Below are 25,481 nucleotides of genomic sequence, written 5' to 3'. Positions count from 1 at the left end.
AACTGAGCTAAGAATTTGTATTTATGGCGCTGATATACAGCGACTATAATTTAGTTTTGGGGTCACTAAACGGGAATGAAAAACCGGTCTTTTTGGTTAATAAGACAACCAGAAACTCTTGCCAAAACCTCCTTGCTGCCGCCATGAAAGCACCTGCCGAATACCTCGCTCCACACGTATTTGAAGCCCGCCGCCCGCGCCGTGACTTACAACCCGTGGTGGCTTACTCCGATGCCCTACAAGCGCTGGAGCAGGCCTTGGCCGACGCCGAAAAATATAAGTACCTGCTCATGCGCGCCCTGCGCCGCCACGCCGACGATACGTCCCCGCGCTCGGCCGCCCCGGCCTTCACCGAGGCTCCCGTGCGGCCCATGTACCCCGCCGCCGACCAGCGCGTGGCCGCTTAGCGCCAACCAACCAGTCAACAAAAAACTGCCGGCTTCCTAGCCGGCGGTTTTTTTATTGTTCTGCCGTCACTCAAAGACGCCAGTGCCTGGGGGCTTCGTTGCGGCGAGCTAGTAGTATATGTCCGGCAGCAAGTACTGCTGCACGTAGTCGCGGATGCCGTCCTCCAGCGACGCGAAAGCGTTGGGATAGCCAATGCTGTGCAGCTTGCGCATGTCGGCCTGGGTGTAGTACTGGTACTTGTCGCGGATGTCCTCCGGCGTGTCGCGGAAGCGAATGTCCACCGGAGCCCCCAGCGCCGTGAACGTATTCAGCGCCAGGTCCATGAACGTGCGAGCCGTGCCGCTGCCCAAATTGTAGAGGCCCGAGTCTTTGCGGTGGTGCAGCAGGAAATAGCATACCTCCACCACATCCTTCACGTACACGAAGTCGCGCATTTGGCCGCCGTCCACGTAGTCGGGGTTGTGCGATTTGAAGAGCGTCATCGAGCCGTTTTGCTGAATCTGCTGGAAGGCGTGGAAAATGACCGACGCCATGCGGCCCTTGTGGTATTCGTTGGGCCCGTACACGTTGAAAAACTTCAGCCCGGCCCAGAAATACGGCTTCTCCGCCTGCGCCACGGCCCAGTTGTCAAAGTCGTTCTTTGAATCGCCGTACGGGTTCAGCGGGCGGTAGAGGGGCAGCAGTGCATCGTCGGCATCGGAGTAGCCCAGGGCCCCATCGCCGTAGGTAGCCGCCGACGAGGCGTACACCAGCGGTAACTGGTACTGGCAGCAGGCCAGCCACATCTGCTTTGAGTAATTCAGGTTCAGCAGGTCGAACACGGCCGGGTCCATCTCGGTGGTATCGGTGCGGGCCCCTAGGTGAAACACGAACTCGACCTGCGCGTGGTGCTCGTCGAGCCACGCAAAAAACTCCTCGCGGTCCACGTACTTGCGCAGTTTTTTGCCTGCGAGGTTGCGCAGCTTTTTCTCCACTGAGAAGTTATCAACGACCACCACGTCGTTGAAATTGGCCGCGTTGAGGCGGGAAACGAGGGCGCTGGCAATAAAGCCCGCCGCACCGGTGACGACTATCATAAGCGAGAAAAGATGGGGCCCCAAAGGTAGGGCCCGCCCGCCTGTGGGGCCCCACCGGGGGGGCGGCGGCGTATATTTGCACCGAAAATACGGGAAGCGGCGGGCCGGCGCGTTTCCCCCGCCCGCCCCATGATTTACGTTAGCCGCCACGAGCATTTCAATGCTGCCCACAAGCTGCACAACCCCAAGTGGAGCGACGAGCGCAACCGCGAGGTTTTTGGGCCCTGTGCCAACGCCAACTGGCACGGCCACAACTACGACCTGGTGGTAACGGTGAAGGGCACGCCCGACCCGGACACCGGTTTCGTGGTCGACCTCAAGGCCTTGTCTGACCTCATCAAAGAACACGTCACCGACCAGGTTGACCACAAAAACCTTAACCTCGACGTGCCGTTCCTGGCCGGCCAAATGGCCAGCACCGAAAATTTGGCCGTGGCTTTTTGGCAAATCCTGGCCCGCGAGTTGCCCGCCATCACGCCCGCCCAGCTCCACTGCGTCAAGCTCTACGAAACGCCTCGCAACTTCGTGGAATACTACGGCAACTGATCAATTATGAATTATGAATTAAAAATTATGAATTGGCAGCGTCAAATCGGTTATAAAATCGGTTGGCCTCAGTTCGAAATTCATAATTCATAATTTTTAATTCATAATTCAAGAATGAAATACTACCTCATTGTCGGCGAACGGTCGGGCGATTTCCACGCCGCCGACCTCATGCGGGCCCTGCGCACGGAAGACGCCGCCGCCGAGTTTCGCTTCTGGGGCGGCGACCTGATGCAGGCCGTCGGCGGCGAGCTGGTGCACCACTACCAGGACCTGTCCATCATGGGCTTTCTGGAGGCGGCCACCAGCGTGCTCAAGTTCCGCGGCTACCTCAAGGAGTGCGAAAAGGACCTGCTGGCCTACAAGCCCGATGTGCTCATCCTGGTTGACTACGCGGGCTTCAACCTGCGGGTGGCCAAGTTTGCCAAAGCCCAGGGCCTCAAAGTGTTCTACTACATCTCGCCCAAGCTCTGGGCCTGGAACGAAGGCCGCGTCGAGCAGGTGAAGGCCCGCGTCGACAAGATGTTTGTCATCCTGCCCTTCGAGGAAGAATTTTACCAGCGTTTCAACTACCCCGTCGATTACGCCGGCAACCCCACGGCCGACGCAGTGGCCGAATTCGTGCCCACGGCCGACTTTTTCACGCGCAATCAGCTTGACGAGGCCCGGCCCATCATCGCCGTGCTGCCGGGCTCGCGCAAGCAGGAAATCGAGGAAATGCTGCACGTGATGCTCGCCATCCTGCCGCCGTTCATGGATTATCAGTTCGTAGTGGCCGGCGTCGACAACCTCGACCGTACCTACTACCAGCACTTTGAGCGCAACGGTATCCGCCTGCTGTTCGACCAAACATTCGACCTGCTGAGCCACGCCACGGCGGCGCTTGTCACCAGTGGCACTGCCACGCTCGAAACGGCCCTATTCGGCGTGCCCCAAATCGTGTGTTACCGCACCAGCGTCCTAAGTTACACCATCGGCAAAATGCTCATCAAGGTGCCCTATATTTCACTGGTAAACCTGATTGCCGGCCGCGCCGTGGTGAAAGAGATGATTCAAAACGATTTCACAGCCCGCAACCTGCTTGATGAGCTCAAAAAGCTTCTCACCGACGACAACTACCGCGCGCAGATTCAAACCGGCTACGCCGAGCTGCGCGCCAAGCTCGGCCAGCAGCAAGCCGCCAAAAAAACCGCCGCCCTAATGGTGAAATACCTGAAAGCGTAAGTTTCGCACCGAGGAAAAACGAGGAAGGGAAGTTTCACAGAGTTGGATAATCTCTGTGAAACTTCCCTTCCTCGTTTTTCCTCGGTGCGAAACCTTGCTACGGGGCCCCTAGGCAGCCCGCATGTGGCGCAGCGGTGATTTTTCGAACTTACTGCGGGCGTAACCCAAGTTGATAATCAACTCGTTAGCACCCACTTCGTCGGGCATTTCAAACATGGCGTCAGTCATAATGCTCTCGCAAATGGAGCGCAGGCCCCGGGCCCCTAGGCGGTACTCGTCGGCCTTGTCCACAATGTATTCCAGGGCCTCTTCGGTAAAATCAAGGTCAATTTTCTCCATGCCGAACAACCGCTTGTACTGCTTCACAAGCGAATTCTTGGGCTCGGTCAGGATCTGGCGAAGCGTGGTTTTGTCCAGCGGGTTGAGGAAGGTGAGCACCGGCAGGCGGCCAATTAGCTCCGGAATCAAGCCAAAAGACTTCATGTCTTGGGCCGACACGTAGCGCAGGAAGTTCTGCGTGTCCACCTGCTCCTCCAAGTTCGTCTTAGCGAAGCCCATTGGCTTGGTATTCAAGCGGCTCTTGATGATGCGGTCAATGCCCGAGAAGGCCCCACCGCAGATAAAGAGGATGTTCTCGGTGTTCACCGAAATCATCTTTTGCTCGGGGTGCTTGCGCCCGCCCTGCGGCGGCACGTTGATGGCCGTGCCTTCAAGCAACTTCAGCAAGGCTTGCTGTACGCCCTCGCCGCTCACGTCGCGCGTGATGCTGGGGTTGTCGCTCTTGCGGGCAATCTTATCGATTTCGTCGATGTAAACGATGCCTCGCTCCGCGGCCTCCAAGTCATAATCGGCCGCTTGCAGCAAGCGGGTGAGGATGCTCTCCACGTCCTCGCCCACGTAGCCGGCTTCCGTTAGCACGGTGGCGTCGGCGATGCAGAAAGGCACTTGCAGGATCTTGGCCAGCATGCGCGCCAGGAAGGTTTTGCCGGTGCCGGTTTCGCCCACCATGATGATGTTGGACTTTTCGATCTGCACTTCGTCTTCCTGCGGCTTCTGCATCAGGCGCTTGTAGTGGTTGTACACGGCCACCGACATTACGCGTTTGGCTTCATCCTGGCCAATTACGTACTGGTCAAGGTGTTCCTTGATGGCGCGGGGTTTGATGAGGTTAAATTTCGGCTGTTTGCCGGCCTCCTGGGCCTTGGCTTCCTCGTCGAGGATATGTTGGGCCTGGCCCACGCATTTTTCGCAGATGTGGGCGTTGATGCCCGAGATCATAACAGCGACTTCGCGCTTGCTGCGGTTGCAAAAAGAACAGGATATTTCGGCCACGGAGAAAGATAGTGCGGTAGGGAGTGATAAGGAGCCCGCTTTTCCAGCAAAACGGACACAAAGGTACAAGGCTTGCGGCCGTCAACGCCAAGCAAGGCCCATTTGGTGCCATGGCAAGCCAATAAGCAGGGCCCCGGATTGGCAAAAGCCAGTGTTTACGCAACGAATAAAACCCAAAGACTGGGCGTAAAAACGGGTAGTTTTACCTGTATCTTAAGTACTTCACGGCTTATACATTTGCGCAGCTTTCCTCGGGTGTGCAGCCCCCGGTCCTCCACTACACTTAGGGAGGAGTAGGGCCCCAGGCTCTGCTACCTTTCCTGTTTTTTCACCACCATGCCACTGTCAGCTAAACACCTGCAATTGGTTTTTATGGCTTCTACCGTCACGTCCGCTTCGGGAGCGGCCTGGATTTTTACTACCACACCGGTACCTCAGCCGCTACCGCCTGGCTCGGTACGCGCGCCGTTGGCCATCCGCCTGGCCGTGGTCGGCCACTGAACGCCGTGCCGCACCTGGAGCCCCAAAAGCTCGCCTTGCGAAACTTTCCTTTTCCACCACCTATCCCAAATAAACCTGCTCGTTGCCAAGCCAATGGCTTCGGCCATCGGCAGCCAATCTATAAGGGCCTCGGAGCCCCAACAAAAAACCCCTGCTGGGTAGCAGGGGTTTTTTTATCTCCGAAACGTGTAGCAAGCCAAGGTAAGTAAGCTGCCACGCTTTCTCCCAATGGGTGGAGGGTTAGCTGGCTTTCTTTTCCAGCACTTCGTCAATCAAGCCGTATTCTTTGGCTTCGTCGGCGCGCATCCAGTAATCACGGTCCGAGTTGTCGTGGATTTCCTGATACGTTTTACCGGTGTGCTGGGCCAAAATGTCATACAGCTCTTTCTTGAGCTTCAGGATTTCGCGGGCCGTAATCTCAATGTCCGACGACTGGCCCTGGGCCCCGCCCGACGGCTGGTGAATCATGACGCGTGCGTGCGGCAGGGCCGAGCGCTTGTTGGCGGCGCCACCGGCGAGCAGCACCGCGCCCATCGAAGCGGCGAGGCCAGTGCAGATCGTGGCCACGTCGGGGTTCACGTACTGCATCGTGTCGTAGATGCCCAGGCCGGCGTACACCGACCCGCCGGGCGAGTTGATGTAAAGCAGGATGTCTTTCTTAGCATCCGCCGACTCCAAAAACAGCATTTGGGCCGTCAGAATGTTGGCCACGTAGTCGTCCACGGCCGTGCCGAGGAATACGATGCGGTCCATGATGAGGCGCGAAAACACGTCGATTTCGGCGAAGCGCGTGGGGCGCTCCTCGATGACCGAGCGGGTCATGCCCGTGGGCATGATCAGGCCGCCACGGGTCTGGCCTTCCACGTGTTGGATGTACTGGTCCACGCCCAGGCCGCTCAGACCCTGGTGCTTCACGGCAAACTTGCGGAATTCTTGTTTATTCAGCATTAGAAGGAAAAATAAAGGGGGTAAGCAGTCGCTGGCCCGGTGGCAAAACAAAAGACGGTTCCGGGGCCCTAATGTTGTAAACAAACGGACAACAAAAAAGCCCTTACCGTTAAAGTAAGGGCTTTTCCGAATCAAGGCCTGCGCAGCTTAGCTGTGCAAGTTCCGGAATTCTTCGGCCGTTACGGGCTTGTCCGTAACAACAACTTTGCCGCGCAGGTTTTCGAGTACTTTCTCTGCCAGAATGGCCTCGTACTCGGCTACGTACTGCTTGCCGTTATCCTGCTTGAGGTAGCTGTCGGCGTAGCCGCGCATCGATTCGCGCATGTCATCAGGCATATTAGGCATGCTGAACTGGCCCATGATTTTGTCGAGCGTGCGGTTCACAATCTCGTCGTTGCTCACTTTCAAGTCGGCCTTTTCCACCACCTTGTTGCGGATCAGGCTCCACTTCAGCTCCTTCTCGTAGTCGCTGTAGTGCTCCTCCACCTGCTCGGCGGTGAGCTTGCCGGCATTGGCACGCACCAGCCACTTTTTGAAGAACTCGGCGGGCAGCTTGATGTCCAGCCCGGTCACCAGCTTCTCCACGATGGCGTTGTTTAGGGCCCCATCGCTCTCGCGGTCGTAGTTCTGCTGCATCGTTTCGCGCACCTTGGCGTCGAACTCCTCCTGGCTCGATACGGCCTCGGGGCCGAATACTTTGTCGAACAGCTCCTGGTTCATCTCCGGGGCGGCTGTGCGGTTAATTTTCTCCACGTTCAGCACGTAGTCGCCGCTGGCGGCTTCTGTCTCGGCCTTGTTCAGGCCCGAGAAGCCAGCAATGGCCGCCGCGTCGTTATCGAACGCGTTCTTCAGGTCAAACGTCAGCACGTCGCCAGCCTTCACGCCGATGAACTGCTCCGCACCATTCTTTACCTTGTTAATTGGTAGCAGCACCGTGCGGCCTTCGCCTTCCTCGTCGGCCTTTTTCAGCTTGCCGAACAAGTAGTCGTTGGCTTCCGAAGCGTCGGGGTTGGTGGTTTCGCCGTACTGGCGGGCAATTTGCTCGTTGGTCTGCTGGATGGTGTCGTCGTCAAGGCTCACCTGGTGGCGCTCCACTTCCACGGTGCCATCGGCGGGCAGCTCCACCTCGGGCAACAGGCCCAGCTCAAACTGGAAAGCAAACTCCTTGGCCGTGTCAAAGTCCACGTCGCTGGCCACCGGCAGGGCCTCGCCCAGCAGGCGCAGGTTTTGCTCCTTTACGTAGCCGTCCACGGCCTTACCCAGGGTTTTGTTGATTTCGTCGGCTAGGATGCCTTTGCCGTACATCTTTTTCACCATGCCCACGGGCACTTTGCCGGGGCGGAAGCCCTTCACCTGGGCCCGCTTGGTGTAGTCCTTGATTTGCGCGTCCACGGTGGCGGCGTAGTCGGCTTCGGTCAGATGCACGGTCAGCAGCCCGGTCAGCTGCTCGTCGTTGCGGTCCAGCGTAATGTTCATTAGCGGCAAAAGAGGGCCCCCGCCGCGCGGGCGCCCATCGGGTTAGTGGTAAAAAGAAACCCCCAACCGCAAAGCTGAGGGCCAGAAAAACGTTGTAAAAAGTGCGGATAGAGGGACTCGAACCCACACGCCTTGCGGCACCAGATCCTAAGTCTGGCACGTCTACCAATTTCGCCATATCCGCGGCAATTCCCCGGGCCAATTGCTTCGGGCCCGCAAAGGTACGGATTGTTCGTTAGGTTCGCAAAATCCAGCCGCTTATCTGCTGGGGCCCCCGGCGCAGGGCCCCAACACTTTTTTCGCCCCGCGCTTGTTATTTTACCACTATGTCCCCCGTCATCGATATCGAAGCCGAGCGCCAGGAAATCCTGCGCCAGTACCGCCGCCTGCTGCGCACTGCCAAGCCTTATCTGCACGGCGACGACGCCAAGCTCATCAAAAAGGCCTTCAACACCAGCCTGGAGGCCCATAAAGACATGCGCCGCAAGTCCGGCGAGCCCTACATCCTGCACCCGCTGGCCGTGGCCCAAATTGCGGTAGAGGAAATCGGGCTCGGCACCACCAGCATCGTGTCGGCCCTGCTGCACGACGTGGTGGAGGACACGGCTTGGGAAATTTCCGACGTCGAGCGCGAATTTGGCCCCAAGGTGGCCCGCATCATCGACGGACTGACCAAGATTTCGGGCGTATTCGACTACGGCACCAGCGAGCAAGCCGAAAACTTCCGCAAAATGCTGCTCACGCTGAGCGAAGACGTGCGCGTCATCCTCATCAAGCTCGCCGACCGCCTGCACAACATGCGCACGCTCGACTCGATGCCGCGCCACAAGCAGCTCAAAATCGCGTCCGAAACACTCTACCTCTATGCCCCGCTGGCTCACCGCCTGGGCCTCTACGTTATCAAAAGCGAGTTGGAGGACCTGTACCTGAAGTACACAGATACGGAGGTATACGCCGACATTAAGGACCGCATTAAGCAGAGCCAAAGCGCCCGCAACCGCTTTATTAAGGAGTTTGTGCACCCAATTGACGAGGAGTTGAAAACCCAGAGCTTCCAGTTTGAAATTAAAGGCCGGCCGAAAAGCGTCTACTCCATCCTTAAAAAGATAAAGAAGCAGAATATTCCCTTCGAGGAAGTGTACGACCTGTTCGCCATCCGCGTGATTCTGGACGTACCGCCGGAGCAGGAAAAGGCGGCCTGCTGGCAGGTGTACAGCATCGTGACGGACTTCTACCAGCCCAACCCCGACCGGCTGCGCGACTGGGTGAGCACACCCAAGGCCAACGGCTACGAAAGCCTGCACACCACCGTAATGTCGCGCTCGGGCCAGTGGGTAGAGGTACAGATCCGCTCGCGCCGCATGGACGACATTGCTGAAAAAGGCTACGCCGCCCACTGGAAATACAAAACCGCCGACCCCACCCACGCCGAATCCAGCCTGGAAACGTGGGTCAATAAGGTGCGTGAGTCGCTGGAAACCAACAACTCCAGCGCGCTGGAATTCATGGACGAGTTCCGCCAGAACCTGTTCATGAAGGAGGTGTACGTGTTTACACCCAAGGGCAAGCTCGTCATCCTGCCCGACAAGGCCACGGCCCTGGACTTTGCCTTCGACATCCACACCCAAATCGGGATGCACTGCCTGGGGGCCAAAGTGAACCAGAAGCTGGAGCCCCTGAGCTACCAGCTGCACAACGGCGACCAAGTGGAAATCCTGACCTCGCACAAGCAGCGCCCCACCGAGGAGTGGCTGACCTACGTTACCACGTCCAAGGCCCGCTCCAAAATCAAGGAATTCCTGCGCGACGATAAGCGCGCCAAGGCCGAGGACGGCAAGTTCATCCTCGAAAAGCGGTTGGAGTTGATTGGCGTGGCTTTCACCCAAGAAAACTTCAATCGGGTGCTCATTTATTTCAACGCGCCCACGGCCCAGGATTTTTACTATCGCTTAGCTGTAGGCCAGCTCGACGGCCGCGAAATCCGCGAATCGCTTTTCACCGAGGTTATCCCCACGCCGCGGCCGCCAGCGCTCCAGCCTAAGTCGTTCGATACGGAGGTGCAAAAAATCCGGGGCGTGCGGCCCGATATGCTGGTGGTGGGCGAGCGCACGGCCAAGTTCAACCACAGCCTGGCCCGCTGCTGCAACCCCATTCCTGGCGACGACGTGTTTGGCTTTGAAACCGACCAGGGCCTAATCATCCACCGCACCAGTTGCCCCCGCGCCGTCGATTTGATGTCGAACTACGGCAACCGCATCGTGCGCGCCAAGTGGACGGAGCAATCGGAGCTGGCCTTCCTGGCCGGCATTCGCCTCAAGGGCTCCGACCGGGTGGGTATCGTGAACGACATTACCCGCATCATTTCCACCAGTCTGAAGGTGAATATGCGCTCCATCACCGTCGATTCGAACGACGGATTTTTTGAAGGCCAGATTATGGTATTCGTCAACGATACTGACCACCTCACCAAGCTCATTCAGCGGCTGAACAAGGTGAACGGCGTGCTACAAGTAGAACGCTTTGACTCCTAAGCCAACTGGTGTGGGGCCCCCCGTACCCATCGTCTGCCACGGTGTTGGCGTGAACGAGCGCACCCAGTGTGCTCACTACCACTCTGATCGTGACCTCATCGCCATCAAATTCAAGTGCTGTAATGCTTTTTATGCCTGCATCCAGTGCCACAATGAAACGGTTGCCCACGCCCCGGTTGTTTGGGGAAAAGCCGAGCGAGCCGTCGAAGCCATTCTCTGCGGCAATTGCCACTACACCCTGAGCATCGCAGAATACTTCGCCTGCGGTAACACGTGCCCCCGGTGCCAAGCCGCCTTCAATCCCGGCTGCGCCAATCATTACGACCTTTACTTTGAAATGTAAAAAGCTAACGTCTGGTTAGGTTTTTACTTTTACCCGTTACGCCCTATCCTGTGAATTCTCCCAAAATATCTTCTCCTACTAGCGCAACAGTTGCTAAGGGCCCCGTCAAAGCGGCAGGGCAGGAGGTGGGCGGCTCTTCCGAAACTGGCTATGCCGCCAAGCACACCCTCAGCGTGGCCTCGCAGGCCCCGCTGAATGTGGACAAGTTAGAGGAAGTCAAAAAAATCTTTACGGCGCACCTCGAAAATAAAGGCTTGCGCAAAACGGCCGAACGCTACGCTATTCTCGAGGAGATTTACGCCCGCTCGGGCCACTTCGACGTCGAGGAACTATATGCCGGCATGAAGGCCCGTAACTTGCAAGTGAGCCGCGCTACGGTGTACAACACCCTGGACCTATTGGTAGAACAGGGCCTCGTCAGCAAGCACCAGTTCGGCCGTAACCTCGCCCAGTACGAGAAGAGTTACGGCTACCGCCAGCACGACCACGTCATCTGCACGGAATGCCATAAAGTGGTGGAATTTTGCGACCCGCGCATCCACGGCATCCAAACGATGGTGGGCGACCTGCTGAACTTCCATATCTTGCACCACTCTTTGAACCTCTACGGCATCTGCGGCGACTGCCGCGCGAAGGCCGCCCGCTCCCAAGAGCCCGCATGACCACCACCAGCACCCTGCGCGACGGTATTCTTTTCGTAAGCCTTGCCGGCGACTTAGTGGGATCTCCTGATACCGCGGCGCTCGTGCAGGCCGCCAACGACCATTTAGGCGCTGACGGAATCAGCTGCGCCGTCGATTTGTCCGAAATTCGCTACATAAATAGTACGGGCATCGGAGTGCTGGTGTCGCTGCTCGCCAAGTTTCGTACCCGCGGCGGCGAGATGGTCCTTATCAATCCTGCCGACCACCCGCGCAAGCTGCTGGCTCTTACTAAACTCAACAACATCTTTGCAGTGGCCCCCACCGAAGCTGCTGCTCGCCAACAACTTCTCACAGCCGCCTCCTCCTAGGCGGCTGTTTTTTTGCCTTAATTTTTTCAATGCCGGCCGGTAACGCACCATGTTAGCGCGGGGTCCGGTCGGCCAAGCTTCCCAAATTTCAAGTAAGATGCCCGTAGATGTATTAGTAGGCCTCCAGTGGGGCGATGAAGGCAAAGGCAAGATCGTGGACGTACTCGCGCCCAGCTACGACGTCGTTGCCCGCTTCCAAGGGGGGCCCAACGCTGGCCACACCCTCACCTTCGACGGCCGTAAGCATGTGCTACGCCAAGTGCCAAGCGGAATTTTTCACCCCCATATCCTCAACGTGGTGGGCAACGGCGTCGTGCTCGACCCCGTTGTGTTCCGCGAAGAACTACAAAAACTCACCGAAAGGGGCGTTGATTGGAGCAAAAACCTTTACATCTCCAAAAAAGCGCAGCTCATCTTGCCCTCGCACCGGGCCCTCGACCGCATCAGCGAAGAAGCGCGCGGCAACACCAAAATCGGTAGCACCCTCAAAGGCATCGGCCCCACATATTCCGATAAAATTGGCCGCGTTGGCCTGCGCGTTGGCCACATCCTGCTGCCCGATTTTCAGGAGCGTTATAAGGAAGCCGTGGCGCACCACGCCAGTATCGCCGCTCCTTATAATAAGGAGTTGGAAATTGAAGCGCTTGAAGATGAATTTTTCTCCGCCGTCGAGTTCCTGCGTACCCTGCAACTCACCGACACCGAATACCTCCTCAACGACCTCCTCACCCAAGGCAAGCGCATTCTGGCCGAAGGTGCCCAAGGTTCGTTGCTAGACATCGACTTTGGTACGTACCCTTACGTCACTTCGTCCAGCACTATTTCAGCTGGCGCTTGTACCGGCCTCGGCATTGCTCCGCGTCACATAGATAAGGTATATGGAATTACCAAAGCTTACTGCACCCGTGTTGGTAGTGGCCCTTTCCCTACCGAATTGGAAGATGCCATAGGGGAGGAGATCCGCCAAGCCGGCCGCGAGTTCGGAGCCGTCACCGGCCGCCCCCGGCGTTGCGGCTGGATTGATCTGCCCGCGTTACGCTACGCCATCATGCTCAACGGGGTCACCGAACTCCACCTCATGAAGGCAGACGTACTCGATGGTTTTGCTGAAATCCAAGCCTGTACCCACTACCGCACTGCCACGGGCGAAGCTACTCCCAAGTTGCCCGATCCCGGCGAACTGAACACCATCACGCCCGAATATCTCACCCTGCCCGGTTGGAACACCGACCTGACGAACATAACGGATGCCGCCCAACTCCCCGAAAACTTACAAGCTTACTTAGCTTTTCTCGAGCGCGAGCTACAAGTACCCATTCGCATCGTCAGCGTTGGCCCGGATAGAGTAAGCACCCTATTTCGGTAGCTAAAAGTCGACATTAGCAGCATGGGGGCCTCATCAGAACCGAGTAGAGGTTGTGATGAGGACCCCATTTTTAGTGTATTCCAGAGCGTAATCTTCTCAACTGCTTTCCTATGCATACGTTATCGCAATGAGTGCAACAAGCTCTTTTAGCGAACCAAGATGACACTCATTCCGAATTTTTCTATCATAACGCCAACCAGTTAGGATGGCACGCGCAATAAATCTTTCATTCACTGCCGTCACAGCAAAAAGCTCTTCTTATCTTTGCAGTCCCAAAACGTCAAACGGACACTGGGGCGTGCAATTGAAATGATAAGAAACCACGGTAGTAGTTCGCTACTTACTTATTAGGTTAGGGATAACAGGACTCGAAATTTATTTTTCGAAGACACCACAAACCCAAAAAATATTGTCTTATCTTTGCACCCCGCTTCAAGAGGAGGCGACAAAAGATGTAGTTTGAGTAATGAAAAAATTCTAATTTTTTTGCTCAAAAATTGGAAAGTTGAAAAAATAGTTTACCTTTGCACTCCCAATTGAAAAGCGGGGGGAGGGGTTGGAATAAAAGGGCTGCGTAGGCGGCCCGCACGGTTGCTTCAACAGGAAGCGGCGTACGTTCTTTGAATGACGGAAATAGACAAATAGTAAGGGAGCCGCCGGGGCAACCCGGCGGCTCAGCCACGAAACGCGTCGAGCGGCCTTGTCCTTGTAACGGGGCGAGGCGAGCACAAGACAGCAGCCTGCTTACGAGTGGGTGAAGGACATTATACAATGGAGAGTTTGATCCTGGCTCAGGATGAACGCTAGCGGCAGGCCTAATACATGCAAGTCGAACGGTGGCAGCAATGCCATAGTGGCGCACGGGTGCGTAACGCGTAGCCAACCTACCCGAATCTGGGGGATAGCCCGCCGAAAGGCGGATTAATACCGCATAAGACTTTGGTCCGGCATCGGGCAGAAGTTAAAGATTTATTGGATTCGGATGGGGCTGCGTGCCATTAGCTAGTTGGGGGGGTAACGGCCCACCAAGGCGACGATGGCTAGGGGAGCTGAGAGGCTGGTCCCCCACACGGGCACTGAGATACGGGCCCGACTCCTACGGGAGGCAGCAGTAGGGAATATTGGGCAATGGAGGAGACTCTGACCCAGCCATGCCGCGTGCCGGATGAAGGCCTTCTGGGTCGTAAACGGCTTTTTTCCGGGAAGAACCGGTCCTGTGCGCAGGGCCCTGACGGTACCGGGAGAATAAGCACCGGCTAACTCCGTGCCAGCAGCCGCGGTAATACGGAGGGTGCGAGCGTTGTCCGGATTTATTGGGTTTAAAGGGTGCGTAGGCGGCCGCGTAAGTCTGGGGTGAAAGCCCGTTGCTCAACAACGGAACTGCCCTGGAAACTGCGCGGCTTGAGTCCAGACGAGGTTGGCGGAATGGGCGGTGTAGCGGTGAAATGCATAGATACCGTCCAGAACCCCGATTGCGAAGGCAGCTGACTAGGCTGGTACTGACGCTGAGGCACGAAAGCGTGGGGAGCGAACAGGATTAGATACCCTGGTAGTCCACGCCGTAAACGATGGATACTCGCTGGTGGCGATAGACGGTCACTGGCTTAGCGAAAGCGTTAAGTATCCCACCTGGGGAGTACGCCCGCAAGGGTGAAACTCAAAGGAATTGACGGGGGCCCGCACAAGTGGTGGAGCATGTGGTTTAATTCGATGATACGCGAGGAACCTTACCTAGGCTAGAATGCGCGTGACCGGTTCGGAGACGAACCTTTCCTTCGGGACACAAAGCAAGGTGCTGCATGGCCGTCGTCAGCTCGTGCCGTGAGGTGTTGGGTTAAGTCCCGCAACGAGCGCAACCCCTACATTTAGTTGCCAGCGGGTCGTGCCGGGGACTCTAGATGGACTGCCTGCGCAAGCAGTGAGGAAGGCGGGGACGACGTCAGGTCATCATGGCCCTTACGCCTAGGGCTACACACGTGCTACAATGGACGGTACAGCGGGTTGCCAACCAGCGATGGTGCGCCAATCCCGAAAAGCCGTTCTCAGTTCGGATCGGAGTCTGCAACTCGACTCCGTGAAGCTGGAATCACTAGTAATCGCGCATCAGCAATGGCGCGGTGAATACGTTCCCGGGCCTTGTACACACCGCCCGTCAAGCCATGGAAGTTTGGTAGACCTGAAGCCGGTGCTCCGCAACGAAGCCGGTTAGGGTAGAACAGGTAACTAGGGCTAAGTCGTAACAAGGTAGCCGTACCGGAAGGTGCGGCTGGATCACCTCCTTTCTGGAGCCGCTTCGCCCCCGACGGGGCCAATCAACCCGTTTCGTAAGCACTTTACCCATTGTCTATTTCCTCATTCAAATAATTTTAAATCGAATTCTATTGTAATCACAATAGAAACTCGGGCTTGTAGCTCAGGTGGTTAGAGCGCTACACTGATAATGTAGAGGTCCCTGGTTCGAGTCCAGGCAGGCCCACTGATTGCAGCGGGATTCTGTTGGAGTCAAACATGGGGGATTAGCTCAGCTGGCTAGAGCACCTGCTTTGCACGCAGGGGGTCAACGGTTCGACTCCGTTATTCTCCACTTTAATATGTCAATTGGGCATATTATTATTTATGAGATGAATGCAATAGGCAATCATCCCACACTATCACTGATTCATTTAGTGGTAATCGTTCTTTGACGTAAGGGGTAACAAAAACGAAGCGCAGCGCGCCGGGTCTTTTCGGAGGCCGGCGGGTTTTCTTAAGGAAACACGTTGCGAAAGCGAAGTAAGCAAGAGCACACGGGGGATGCCTAGGGTCTCAGAGGCGACGAAGGACGCGATAAGCTGCGATAAGCCCGGGGGAGGGGCACATGCCCGGTGATCCCGGGGTTTCCGAATGGGGCAACCCCGCGACTGGAAGAGTCGTGAACTGACCCGCTTGCCGGGCAGTGGCAAACGCAGGGAACTGAAACATCTAAGTACCTGCAGGAAAAGAAAATAACAATGATTCCCCAAGTAGTGGCGAGCGAACGGGGAGGAGCCCAAACCGCGGCGGTTACGGCCGCTGCGGGGTTGTAGGACCACAACATCTGATTAAATCGAGTTAGCTGAACTGCGTGGGAAAGCAGGCCAGAGACGGTGAGAGCCCGGTAAGCGACAATTCTGGTTTACGGTAGTGGGATCCTGAGTAGGGCGGGGCCGGAGAAACCCCGTCTGAAGCGAGCGGCACCATCCGCTAAGGCTACATACTCCTGAGACACCGATAGTGAACTAGTACCGTGAGGGAAAGGTGAAAAGAACCGGGAATACCGGAGTGAAAAGAACCTGAAACCGTGTGCTTACAAGCAGTCAGAGGGCTTTGGTGGCCTGATGGCGTGCCTTTTGCATAATGAGCCTACGAGTTACTCCTCCCCGGCAAGGTTAAGCGCTTTTAGGCGCGGAGCCGCAGCGAAAGCGAGTCTGAACAGGGCGCGTAGTCGGGGGGGTAGACGCGAAACTTGGTGAGCTACCCATGACCAGGATGAAGGTGCGGTAACACGCACTGGAGGTCCGAACCAGTTTCCGTTGAAAAGGATTTGGATGAGTTGTGGGTAGGGGTGAAAGGCCAATCAAACTGAGAAATAGCTCGTACTCCCCGAAATGTATTGAGGTACAGCGTCGGCGCGGAGCGTGCTGGAGGTAGAGCTACCGATAGGACTAGGGGGTGTCAGAGCCTACCGAATCCTGACGAACTCCGAATGCCAGCACGTATCGCCGGCAGTGAGGCCTGGGGTGCTAAGGTCCCCGGCCGAGAGGGAAAGAACCCAGACCAACGGCTAAGGTCCCTAAATCCAGGTTAAGTTGAACAAAGGAGGTCCGATTGCTTTGACAGCCAGGAGGTTGGCTTGGAAGCAGCCATTCCTTTAAAGAGTGCGTAACAGCTCACTGGTCGAGCGATCGGGCGTCGATAATACGCGGGCATCAAACCTGGTACCGAAGCTTTGGATGCAACCTGCAAGATGGTTGCGTGGTAGGGGAGCATTCTTCTTGCGGAGAAGCCGTCTCGTCAGGGGCGGTGGAGCGTGGAGAAACGCATATGTAGGCATGAGTAACGATAATGGGGGTGCGAAACCCCCACGCCGATAGACCAAGGTTTCCAGCTCAACGCTAATCGGAGCTGGGTTAGTCGGGACCTAAGGAAAAGCCGAGGGGCGTATTCGATGGCCAGCTGGTTAATAGTCCAGCACCGATGAATCGAAGTGATGCAGTGACGCAGAAGTGAAAGCACCGCGGGCGGACGGAAGTGCCCGTTGAAGGGCGTAGATATAGGAAGGGTAGTTAAGTACGCCCATCTTGTCGAAACCTGATAGTACCGCACGGCCTTCGGGCCACGCGGATAGCGTGCCTAATCCGACTGCCAAGAAAACCTGCTAAGCGTTTTAATCGATTCATCGCCCGTACCGCAAACCGACACAGGTGGTCAAGGAGAGTATCCTGAGGCGCTCGAGTGAATCACGGCCAAGGAACTCGGCAAAATGGACCTGTAACTTCGGGAGAAGGGTCGCTTCCTCTGGCGCAAGCCAGAGAAGCCGCAGTGAAAAGGCCCAGGCGACTGTTTAACAAAAACACATGGCTATGCCAACGCGCAAGCGGACGTATATGGCCTGACACCTGCCCGGTGCCGGAAGGTTAAGAGGGGAACTTAGTCCGCAAGGGCGAAGGTTTGAATCGAAGCCCCGGTAAACGGCGGCCGTAACTATAACGGTCCTAAGGTAGCGAAATTCCTTGTCGGGTAAGTTCCGACCTGCACGAATGGTGTAACGATCTGGGCGCTGTCTCAGCCGTGAGCTCGGTGAAATTGTAGTCTCGGTGAAGATGCCGAGTACCCGCCACGGGACGGAAAGACCCCGTGCACCTTTACTATAGGTTGCCATTGGTGTTGGGTTCGGCATGTGTAGCATAGGCGGGAGGCGCTGAACCGGGGCCGCTAGGTCTCGGGGAGCCGACGTTGAAATACCGCCCTTGCCGTGCCTGATGCCTAATCCGCCGCGCGGAGACAGTGGCTGCTGGGTAGTTTGACTGGGGTGGTCGCCTCCAAAAGAGTATCGGAGGCTTTCAAAGGTCCGCTCAGTCCGCTTGGTAACCGGACGCAGAGCGCAATAGCAGAAGCGGGCTTGACTGCGAGGCCCACAAGCCGAACAGGGTCGAAAGACGGATATAGTGATCCGGCGGTTCCGCATGGAAGGGCCGTCGCTCAAAGGATAAAAGGTACGCCGGGGATAACAGGCTGATCTCCCCCAAGAGCTCATATCGACGGGGAGGTTTGGCACCTCGATGTCGGCTCGTCACGTCCTGGGGCTGGAGAAGGTCCCAAGGGTTCGGCTGTTCGCCGATTAAAGTGGCACGCGAGCTGGGTTCAGAACGTCGTGAGACAGTTCGGTCCCTATCTGTGGTGGGCGTTGGATATTTGACAGGACCTGTCCTTAGTACGAGAGGACCGGGATGGACCAGCCGCTGGTGCGCCGGTTGTACCGCCAGGTGCAGCGCCGGGTAGCTACGCTGGGAGGAGATAAGCGCTGAAAGCATCTAAGTGCGAAACTCACCTGGAGATGAGATATCCCAATTGGAAGGGCCGTGGGAGACGACCACGTGGATAGGCGGCAGGTGAAAAACCAGAAATGGAACAGCCGAGCCGTACTAATGGCCCGAGGGCTTCGCAGATTTTCGGTGGCGCGCCACGCGTTTCGTTTTTGTCCCCTTGCGTCGAGTTATTGCGGAGTGCGTGCCCGGGCGACCGGGTTTGACAGAACACGCGCACTCCCCGCCAGCAATGGTGGCTTTAGCCCGGGTGTTCACCTCTTCCCATTCCGAACAGAGCCGTTAAGCCCCGGTGCGCCTATGGTACTGCCTTCACCGGTGGGAGAGTCGGTCGCCGCCAACTTTATTTTATTCCCCAACGTTTATTCCCCAACGCCTGCCGCTTTCATCAGCGGCAGGCGTTTTGTGTTTACACACTGCCCAATACAAGGGAAGGTGGGCCGTTGTGCGACGAGCTAAGATGGAATTGACAACAAGCCTCATCGTTTGATATATTTCCTGACAAGAGCAGGGGCCGTAACTTCGGGTATTATCAGGCCATTTCTCTATGCGTTTAGAATATTCGCGATTTTTGCTGGGATTGGGATCGGTGGCAATACCCATTCTGATTCACTTGTTGCACTTGCGTCGACCGCAACGGGTATTGTTTACTAATATTGGGTTTATCCGGGAAGTAGATTTAACCACAACAAGGCAGCGTAAGATACAGCACTTGTTGCTACTGCTTAATAGAATATCATTTTTGGTGTTTTTAGTAGTTGCCTTTTGCCAGCCATTTATTCCAGCCGAAAAACACGAGATTGGGGGAGCGACTGGTGCGATTGATGTAATAGTTGACGCATCCCCCAGTATGCGAAGGACTGCGAAGGGAGAGGATGCCTTGTTTAATACGGCTATCAAGCAAGCTGACGGATTGAGCAAAGTGTACCCTACTTCGCAATTTCGATTGATGAATAGCGGAATTACTGCTGTGTCGCAAGCATTATACAAGGCTAAACTGCTTGTCTTACAACCAAATAGTAAACCGGCTTTAGTGGAGGAAAAGATTAAGTCATTAGAAATTAGCGGCGAAAATAACGACCCGTTATATCTGTTTTCGGATTTTCAGCAGTCCAGCTTCAAACCTGATTTTTTTAAAGGGTTCGGTTCGACGCGCCCGGTGGTGTTAGTGCCTGAGGTAGGAGCTAGGACTGGTAACGTTTTCGTGGATAGCGTTTGGTTTGAAGAGGCATTTCTGCGTGAGCGGACCAACTTAGGGCTGCACATTCGGTTGAAAAATGGAGGCAGCGAAGCGGTAGCTGATTGCCCAGTAAAAGTATTTCTGGGGCCCCAGCAGGTGGCGGCATTTCGCGTAACGGTGAATAGCGGGCAAATGGTGGTTTCGGTGGTGCAGGTGCAACTGCCTAACCAGAGCTTGGTGCGGGGACGGGTGATAGTGGAAGACGCACCAGTCGTGTTTGATAATGCTTACTACTTCACCGTACAAGCTGCGAAAAATATTCGCGTATTGGAAGTGGGAGCGGTGCCGGCTACCCAGAGTGTGTACCGGAACGAGCCACTGTTTGACTATGCTTTTACCCGGCCGGAAAGTATTAATTACGATGCTCTGCGCAAGGCCAATTTGGTATTAATTCAGGCAATACCGACCATAGGCAGTAAGCTACGGGATGCTCTGCACGCATTAGTGGTGGGGGGCGGGAGTGTGGTAATTGTGCCAGCCGGACCAGCAACTAGCCACCCGTCGTACCAGCAATTGTTTCGCGACTTGGGCTTAGGTGCGGTGAAGTGGGAGTTGCCAGGGACGCCGCCGGAACTACGGGAGGTGGCCGTGCCCAGTGCGCAGGAGCCGTTTTTTAGGGATGTGCTGGGGGCCCCCACGCGCGCCGTGGCCATGCCCCGGGCGGCGCCAGTATTGCGCTGGGCCCGTACGGGTGCGGATATTTTGCGGCTGCGCGATGGCGAAAGCTACTTATCCGAATTTGGGAGCGGAACTGGTAAGGTGTACGTCTTTTCGGCGCCGTTGACAACTGCGTATTCTGACTTTGCCGGGCATGTGCTTTTCGTGCCGGTGCTATACAAGCTGGCGATGCGCAGCTTCCGCGACGAACAGCAACCGGCGTACCGTTTGACGCAGGCGACAATCAGCCTAACGGTGCCGACCGTGGCGGGCCCCGGTCAGGGAGCTGACCAAACGCAGTTTCGCTTGGTGCGCGACAGTGCCACTTGGCTGCCCGTGCAACGGATGCAGGGCAACGCATTGCGGCTGGAAGTGCCGGCTAGCCTGGAAGATCCTGGGTTTTACCAAGTGCAACGAGCTGGGCAATCGGTAGCTACGGTGGCATTCAATCTGAGCCCTAAGGAATCGGAGTTAGCATCTTATTCGGCCGAACAACTGCGGGCGATGGTGGGCCCCAGCCAACGCAACATTCGGGTGCTCGACGGCGGAGCGGATGAAGCCGTAGTGGCCCAGTTGCAGGCTGAGCGCAGCGGGCAGCCGCTGTGGCGCTACTTCCTAGCCTTAGCGCTGGCGTGCTTGCTGGCCGAAGCGCTACTGATTCGGTTTGGGAAGCCAAAAGTTGGGGCCCCACGGGCAGCGGTAGCGGCGTAGCCCACTGTAGGGGCAGCACAAAACGGGCCGTGGCCGTATCTTGCCGCCCTACTTTTGACGCATTGCATGACTGATACCCTTACCGGCCCGGCGGCGCTGGCCACCGATGCTTGGAAGCCCGTGCGGCGGTTGGCCCTGCGGTTTGGTGGCGGCGTGGGCTTGGTGTGCGGCCTTTGGATTGTGGGCCTGCACCTAACCGGCAACAACGCCTTTGGCCCCAAGCAGTTGCTGGCTGAGCTACTTGTGCCCTTTGCCGTGCTGGCCAGCCAGTGGGCGCTGCGGCGGCAGCTGCGGCCGGCCAAGTCGGGGCTGGGACGAGCCCTGGGCGTGGGGGGCCTCACGACTGTGGTGGCGGCTGGGCTGTGTGCGGGCAGCGTGTGGGGCCTGGGGCAGGTAGCGGGCGAACCGGCCCTGGCCCGGCATCGCGCGGAAATCGCTGAAATTATGCAGACCCAATTGCCGAACGCAACCAAAAAAAGCGGGCCGCTGCAACTCACGCCCAAGCAGCGTGCCGTTATTGCGGGCATCACGGTGAATGACTTGGCGCTGGCCAACTTTCAAACCGTCCTGCTGCTGGGCTTGGTATTTAGCTTGCCAGGGGGTATTTTCTTTCGCGAATAATTTCTCTTTCTATTCATGGAAACTTCTACTACTGTTCCAGTAACGACTACTGCCACGGGGCTTCGCTACGGCTTACTCACGGGGTTGGTGAGCATCATTTTTACGTTTATCTTACTAGCCACCGGCAAGGAAGGCAACGGCGGCCTGGCCTCGATAGCATTTGTAATCATAATTGCTGGGATTGTATTTGCGCACAGGGCATTCAAAGCCGCCAACGAGGGGTACATGTCGTACGGTCAGGGCCTGGGTATTGGGGTGCTAGTGGGCGGAATAAGTGGCGCACTGTCGGCCGTGTTCAACTACGCTTACCGCACTTTCATCGACCCCGACATGACCGCGCGCGTGATGGACCAAATGCGGGCCAAGTTTGAGGAAGCTGGCACCATGAGCAGTGCGCAAATTGAGCAAGCCATTGGCATGAGCATGAAGTTCTCGACGGGCCCCATTGGGTTGGCCATTGGCATTGTGAGCGGCTTTCTGCTGGGCTTGGTGTTTTCGCTGGTCATCGCCGCCATCACTAAAAATGCTAAACCTGAGTTTGAATAAGCCCCTTGCGTCTTTTCCGGTGGAGCTGTCCATCGTTATACCCCTGCTGAACGAGGCCGAATCGTTGCCGGAACTCACGCGCTGGATTGCGCGGGTGCTGACGGCGCAGGGCCTGAGCTACGAAGTATTGCTGATTGACGACGGTTCGACGGACGACTCGTGGGCGGTGATTGAAGAACTGGCGGCCCGCGATGCGGCTCTGCGCGGTATCCGCTTCAACCGCAACTACGGCAAGTCGGCGGCCCTGAATGTGGGCTTTCAGGCGGTGCGGGGACGCGTGGTGTGCACCATGGACGCCGATTTGCAAGACTCGCCCGAGGAGCTGCCCGAGCTGTACCGCATGATTACGGAGGACAAGTTTGACCTGGTGAGTGGCTGGAAGCAGAAACGCTACGACCCGCTGTCTAAAACGATTCCCACCAAGCTCTTCAACGGCGCCACGCGCTGGATTTCGGGCATCCCGCTGCACGATTTCAACTGCGGCCTGAAGGCCTACGACCAGCGGGTGGTGAAAAGCATTGAGGTGTACGGCGAAATGCACCGCTACATCCCCGTCATCGCCAAATGGAACGGCTTCCGCAAGATTGGCGAGAAGGTGGTGCAGCACCAGGAGCGAAAGTACGGCGTGACCAAATTTGGTCTGGAGCGGTTCGTGTACGGCTTCCTGGACTTGGCCAGCATCACGTTTGTGAGCCGGTTTCGGCGGCGGCCGATGCACTTTTTTGGCACGCTGGGGGCTCTGTCGTTCTTCCTTGGCATGGTGATGACGCTGTGGCTGACGGGCGAAAAAGTGTACCTGTCGCTGCACAACCTGCGGGCGCGCAACGTGACCGACCAGCCGCTGTTCTTCTTGTCGCTCACGGCGGTTATCATCGGCGTGATGCTGTTTCTATCGGGCTTCCTGGCCGAGATGGTGCAACTCAACGGCTCGCACCGCAACGACTACCTGGTGCGCGACACCATCAAATAACCTTCGGTATGCGCGTGGTCATCATCGGGCCGGCCTACCCGCTGCGCGGCGGGCTGGCCACCTACAACGAGCGGCTGGCCCGGGCGTTTCGCGCGGCGGGCGACGAGGTGCGAATCGTCACGTTTTCGCTGCAATACCCGAATTTTTTGTTTCCGGGCCAAACGCAGTTCAGCACCGAGCCGGGGCCCCCGGATTTAGACATTGAGGTGAGCCTGAATTCGGTGAACCCGCTGTCGTGGTGGGCGGTGGGGCGGCGGCTGCGCCGCGAGCGGCCCGATTTGGTAGTGTTTCGGTTCTGGCTGCCGTTTATGGGGCCCTCGCTGGGCACGGTGGCGCGGCTGGCGCGCGGCAACAGGCGCACCCGCGTGGTGGCCATCACCGACAATGTGATTCCGCACGAGAAAAGGCCCGGCGACGGGCCCCTGACGCGCTATTTTCTCAGCGCCTGCGACGGTTTCGTGACCATGAGCCGCGCTGTGCTAGCCGATTTGCAGCGGCTGGGCTTCGGCCGCAAGCCGGCGCTGTACCGGCCGCACCCGCTCTACGACAACTTTGGGGCCCCCAAACCCAAGGCCGCGGCGCTGGCCGCACTGGGCCTGCCAGCCGACGTGGGGTACCTATTGTTTTTTGGATTTATCCGCGCCTACAAAGGGCTCGATATTTTGCTTGAAGCCTGGGCCGACCCGCGCTTGGAGGCCCTGCCGGTGAAGCTAATTATTGCCGGTGAGTTCTACGAAGACGCTGTGCCTTACGAGGCCTTGGTTAATAAATATCAGTTGGAAAGCCGCATGGTGCGCGCCACCGATTTCATTCCCAACGAGCAGGTAGCCAATTATTTCTGCGCGGCCGATATGGTGGTGCAGCCCTACAAGCACGCCACGCAGAGCGGCGTCTCGCAGGTGGCTTACCACTTTGGGCGGCCCATGCTGGTGACTGACGTGGGCGGCCTGGCCGAGCTGATTCCGGACGGCGTGGTGGGCTACGTAGTGCCACCCACCCCCGGGGCCCTGGCCGACGCGCTGGTGGATTTTTACGCGAATAAGCGGGAAGAAGCCTTCGCCGCCGGCGTGCGGCAGGAAGCCCGCAAGTTTTCGTGGGACGTGATGGTGGGGGCCCTAAAGGAAGTGGCCGGATTGTAGCGTGGACTTTGCAAGCCGCGGCTTCGAATGGTTGCCCACCGGTAATCGGTGGGACGAAGCGAGCGTCGCGGACTCACAGAGTCCACGCTACATTACAGCGGTACGCTTTCGCGCACGGCTTGCAGCACTTTTTCGGCGGGTAAGGCTTCCATGCAGCTGGTGCCGAGCTTGCAGGTGCCACGGTAGAAGCACACGCACTGGCGGTTGGGCCCCACGAGCTGACCGCGGCCGTAGAGGTCGAATTCGTGGGGGTTGAAGATGTTGTTCATGAGGATGGTGGGCTTGCGCAGGGCGATGCTGATGTGCATACCCATCGTGACCTGGGTGACAACGCCCTGCATCTGGTTCATCAGGTTGATAAACTGGGGCAGGGGGAAGGTGCCGGGGTAGGCGGCGCCGGTGGCCGCTTGCAGCTCCAGGTTGCGCGGGTGCTCGGCCTCGCCGCCGAGTAGCACGGGGGCGTAGCCGGCGGCTTGCAGGCCGTGGATGAGCCCGATCCACTTCTCGGTGCTCCAGAGGCGGGTGGTCCACCGGTCGCCGCAGCCGGTGTTCAGGCCGATGCGGGGGCCCTGGGCGGCGAGCGGCAGGGCCCCCCAGTCGTAGCCGCGGTCGTCGTGGGCATCGAACACGTACTCTTCGCCCCGGAAATCGAAGCCGCACAGCTCGAAGATTTCCTGCACGTAGGGCTGGGTGTTGGCCAGGCTAAGCTGGTCGAACACGCCAGTGAGAAATTTGTGGTCGGCCAGCGCGTTTACGGGCCAGGGCACGCCGTCGTATTCGCGCAGGGTGTAGCCAAACTTGGCCTCGGCGCGCACATTTAGCAGCAGGGCGCAAGCTTCCTTTTCCTTGTCGAGGTTGATGGCGACGTCGAACCGGCGGGCCTGGAGCTGCAAGGCGCTGGCGTAGTCAAACTTCAGAATCTCGTCGACTTCGCGCTGCGGCAAAATGGCCGGCGTGAGCGTGAGCCAGGTGATGAAGCAGCCCGGGTGCTCGTGCCGCAGCCGCCGCAGCAGCGGTGTGGTCCGAATCACGTCGCCGATGGCCCCGAGCTTGATCAGTAGAATGCGCTTGCCGACGGGGGCGTACACCGGGCAATCGGCGCAGGTGTAGCCGTGCTCTTTGTTGGGGCGGCAGGGCAAGTCGCCGCGAAAGTGGCGGCAATCGGGGCGAACGGGAACGTCGTGGAGGAATTCGGACACGCAGGGGGCAGAAGGGACGAGCGGTAAAAGTAGGGCCCCAGCCAGGGTTTGCGCATCGGCAGCAGGCGCGC

General features: G+C 57.5%; 18 protein-coding genes, 3 tRNA genes and 3 rRNA genes. 18 read left to right on the top strand and 6 right to left on the bottom strand.

All coding sequences use genetic code 11. The features are described 5' to 3' along the window. Positions 1–143 precede the first annotated feature (143 nt). Positions 144–407: a hypothetical protein gene (locus AXW84_RS15015; protein WP_068234863.1), complete on the top strand. Its 264-nt coding sequence runs from the start codon at positions 144–146 to the stop codon at positions 405–407. A gap of 108 nt (positions 408–515) precedes the next feature. Here the strand turns inward: AXW84_RS15015 and rfaD are convergent, their stop codons facing one another. Further along, on the bottom strand, positions 516–1,484 hold the full coding sequence (rfaD, locus tag AXW84_RS15010; protein WP_068234861.1) for an ADP-glyceromanno-heptose 6-epimerase: 969 nt from the start codon (positions 1,482–1,484) through the stop codon (positions 516–518). Positions 1,485–1,613: 129 nt separating this feature from the next. Here rfaD and AXW84_RS15005 point away from each other — a divergent pair, with 129 nt between their 5' ends. Both AXW84_RS15005 and lpxB read left to right on the top strand, forming a co-directional pair. Continuing rightward, a complete protein-coding gene (locus AXW84_RS15005; RefSeq protein ID WP_068234856.1) occupies positions 1,614–2,030 on the top strand; it encodes a 6-pyruvoyl trahydropterin synthase family protein in 417 nt (138 codons plus the stop codon). A 114-nt stretch (positions 2,031–2,144) separates the two neighbouring features. Further along, positions 2,145–3,254 carry a lipid-A-disaccharide synthase gene (lpxB, locus tag AXW84_RS15000; RefSeq protein ID WP_068234854.1) on the top strand — a complete coding sequence of 370 codons (1,110 nt, stop codon included), beginning with the start codon at positions 2,145–2,147 and terminating at the stop codon, positions 3,252–3,254. A gap of 108 nt (positions 3,255–3,362) precedes the next feature. On the opposite strand, the gene clpX is transcribed toward lpxB, so the two are convergent. The 4 genes from clpX to AXW84_RS14980 all read right to left on the bottom strand — a co-directional run bounded on the left by clpX (position 3,363) and on the right by AXW84_RS14980 (position 7,695). After that, complete coding sequence (gene clpX, locus AXW84_RS14995) at positions 3,363–4,586, bottom strand: ATP-dependent Clp protease ATP-binding subunit ClpX (RefSeq protein ID WP_068234852.1); 1,224 nt, start codon at positions 4,584–4,586, stop codon at positions 3,363–3,365. A gap of 741 nt (positions 4,587–5,327) precedes the next feature. Then, positions 5,328–6,035: a ClpP family protease gene (locus AXW84_RS14990; RefSeq protein ID WP_068234850.1), complete on the bottom strand. Its 708-nt coding sequence runs from the start codon at positions 6,033–6,035 to the stop codon at positions 5,328–5,330. A gap of 147 nt (positions 6,036–6,182) precedes the next feature. Beyond that, positions 6,183–7,511, bottom strand: coding sequence for a trigger factor (gene tig / locus AXW84_RS14985; protein ID WP_068234848.1), 1,329 nt, complete (start codon positions 7,509–7,511; stop codon positions 6,183–6,185). A 102-nt stretch (positions 7,512–7,613) separates the two neighbouring features. After that, positions 7,614–7,695 (bottom strand) — tRNA-Leu (locus tag AXW84_RS14980). A gap of 142 nt (positions 7,696–7,837) precedes the next feature. Here AXW84_RS14980 and AXW84_RS14975 point away from each other — a divergent pair. From AXW84_RS14975 to AXW84_RS14910, 15 genes are all read left to right on the top strand, one after another. Further along, positions 7,838–10,042 carry a RelA/SpoT family protein gene (locus tag AXW84_RS14975; protein ID WP_068234842.1) on the top strand — a complete coding sequence of 735 codons (2,205 nt, stop codon included), beginning with the start codon at positions 7,838–7,840 and terminating at the stop codon, positions 10,040–10,042. A gap of 49 nt (positions 10,043–10,091) precedes the next feature. Further along, positions 10,092–10,385, top strand: coding sequence for a CHY zinc finger protein (locus AXW84_RS23425; protein WP_204248380.1), 294 nt, complete (start codon positions 10,092–10,094; stop codon positions 10,383–10,385). 191 nt (positions 10,386–10,576) lie between these two features. After that, positions 10,577–11,047 (top strand): Fur family transcriptional regulator, encoded by a 471-nt coding sequence (locus tag AXW84_RS14970; protein WP_068239497.1) that lies wholly within the window; start codon positions 10,577–10,579, stop codon positions 11,045–11,047. Beyond that, positions 11,044–11,397 carry an STAS domain-containing protein gene (locus tag AXW84_RS14965; protein ID WP_068234841.1) on the top strand — a complete coding sequence of 118 codons (354 nt, stop codon included), beginning with the start codon at positions 11,044–11,046 and terminating at the stop codon, positions 11,395–11,397. Before AXW84_RS14970 ends, AXW84_RS14965 begins: the two co-directional genes overlap by 4 nt. A gap of 97 nt (positions 11,398–11,494) precedes the next feature. Further along, positions 11,495–12,763 carry an adenylosuccinate synthase gene (locus AXW84_RS14960; protein ID WP_068234839.1) on the top strand — a complete coding sequence of 423 codons (1,269 nt, stop codon included), beginning with the start codon at positions 11,495–11,497 and terminating at the stop codon, positions 12,761–12,763. A gap of 768 nt (positions 12,764–13,531) precedes the next feature. Beyond that, positions 13,532–15,045, top strand: a 16S ribosomal RNA gene (locus AXW84_RS14955). 120 nt (positions 15,046–15,165) lie between these two features. Next, a tRNA-Ile gene (locus AXW84_RS14950) sits at positions 15,166–15,239 on the top strand. 34 nt (positions 15,240–15,273) lie between these two features. Continuing rightward, a tRNA-Ala gene (locus AXW84_RS14945) sits at positions 15,274–15,347 on the top strand. A 182-nt stretch (positions 15,348–15,529) separates the two neighbouring features. Then, positions 15,530–18,450, top strand: a 23S ribosomal RNA gene (locus tag AXW84_RS14940). Positions 18,451–18,558: 108 nt separating this feature from the next. Further along, positions 18,559–18,670: ribosomal RNA gene (gene rrf, locus AXW84_RS14935) — 5S ribosomal RNA — on the top strand. The 16S, 23S and 5S rRNA genes sit together here with 2 tRNA genes alongside, the layout of an rRNA operon. A gap of 204 nt (positions 18,671–18,874) precedes the next feature. Beyond that, on the top strand, positions 18,875–20,935 hold the full coding sequence (locus tag AXW84_RS14930) for a BatA domain-containing protein (RefSeq protein ID WP_071891377.1): 2,061 nt from the start codon (positions 18,875–18,877) through the stop codon (positions 20,933–20,935). A gap of 66 nt (positions 20,936–21,001) precedes the next feature. Then, complete coding sequence (locus AXW84_RS14925; protein ID WP_068234833.1) at positions 21,002–21,556, top strand: DUF4199 domain-containing protein; 555 nt, start codon at positions 21,002–21,004, stop codon at positions 21,554–21,556. A gap of 15 nt (positions 21,557–21,571) precedes the next feature. Then, positions 21,572–22,102, top strand: a complete 531-nt coding sequence (locus tag AXW84_RS14920) for a DUF4199 domain-containing protein (RefSeq protein ID WP_071891374.1) — start codon at positions 21,572–21,574, stop codon at positions 22,100–22,102. Beyond that, positions 22,095–23,072, top strand: coding sequence for a glycosyltransferase family 2 protein (locus tag AXW84_RS14915; RefSeq protein ID WP_236943136.1), 978 nt, complete (start codon positions 22,095–22,097; stop codon positions 23,070–23,072). Before AXW84_RS14920 ends, AXW84_RS14915 begins: the two co-directional genes overlap by 8 nt. 8 nt (positions 23,073–23,080) lie before the next feature. Next, positions 23,081–24,211: a glycosyltransferase gene (locus AXW84_RS14910; protein WP_068234826.1), complete on the top strand. Its 1,131-nt coding sequence runs from the start codon at positions 23,081–23,083 to the stop codon at positions 24,209–24,211. Between the two features lie 92 nt (positions 24,212–24,303). On the opposite strand, the gene AXW84_RS14905 is transcribed toward AXW84_RS14910, so the two are convergent. Continuing rightward, positions 24,304–25,410, bottom strand: a complete 1,107-nt coding sequence (locus AXW84_RS14905) for a glycosyltransferase family 9 protein (protein ID WP_068234822.1) — start codon at positions 25,408–25,410, stop codon at positions 24,304–24,306. Between the last annotated feature and the right edge of the window lie 71 nt (positions 25,411–25,481).

The sequence above is a fragment of the Hymenobacter sp. PAMC 26628 genome (assembly GCF_001562275.1).
Taxonomy (GTDB): Bacteria; Bacteroidota; Bacteroidia; order Cytophagales; family Hymenobacteraceae; genus Hymenobacter.
Note: the sequence above shows the minus strand (reverse complement) of the source record. Positions and strands in the feature narration are given on the sequence as shown.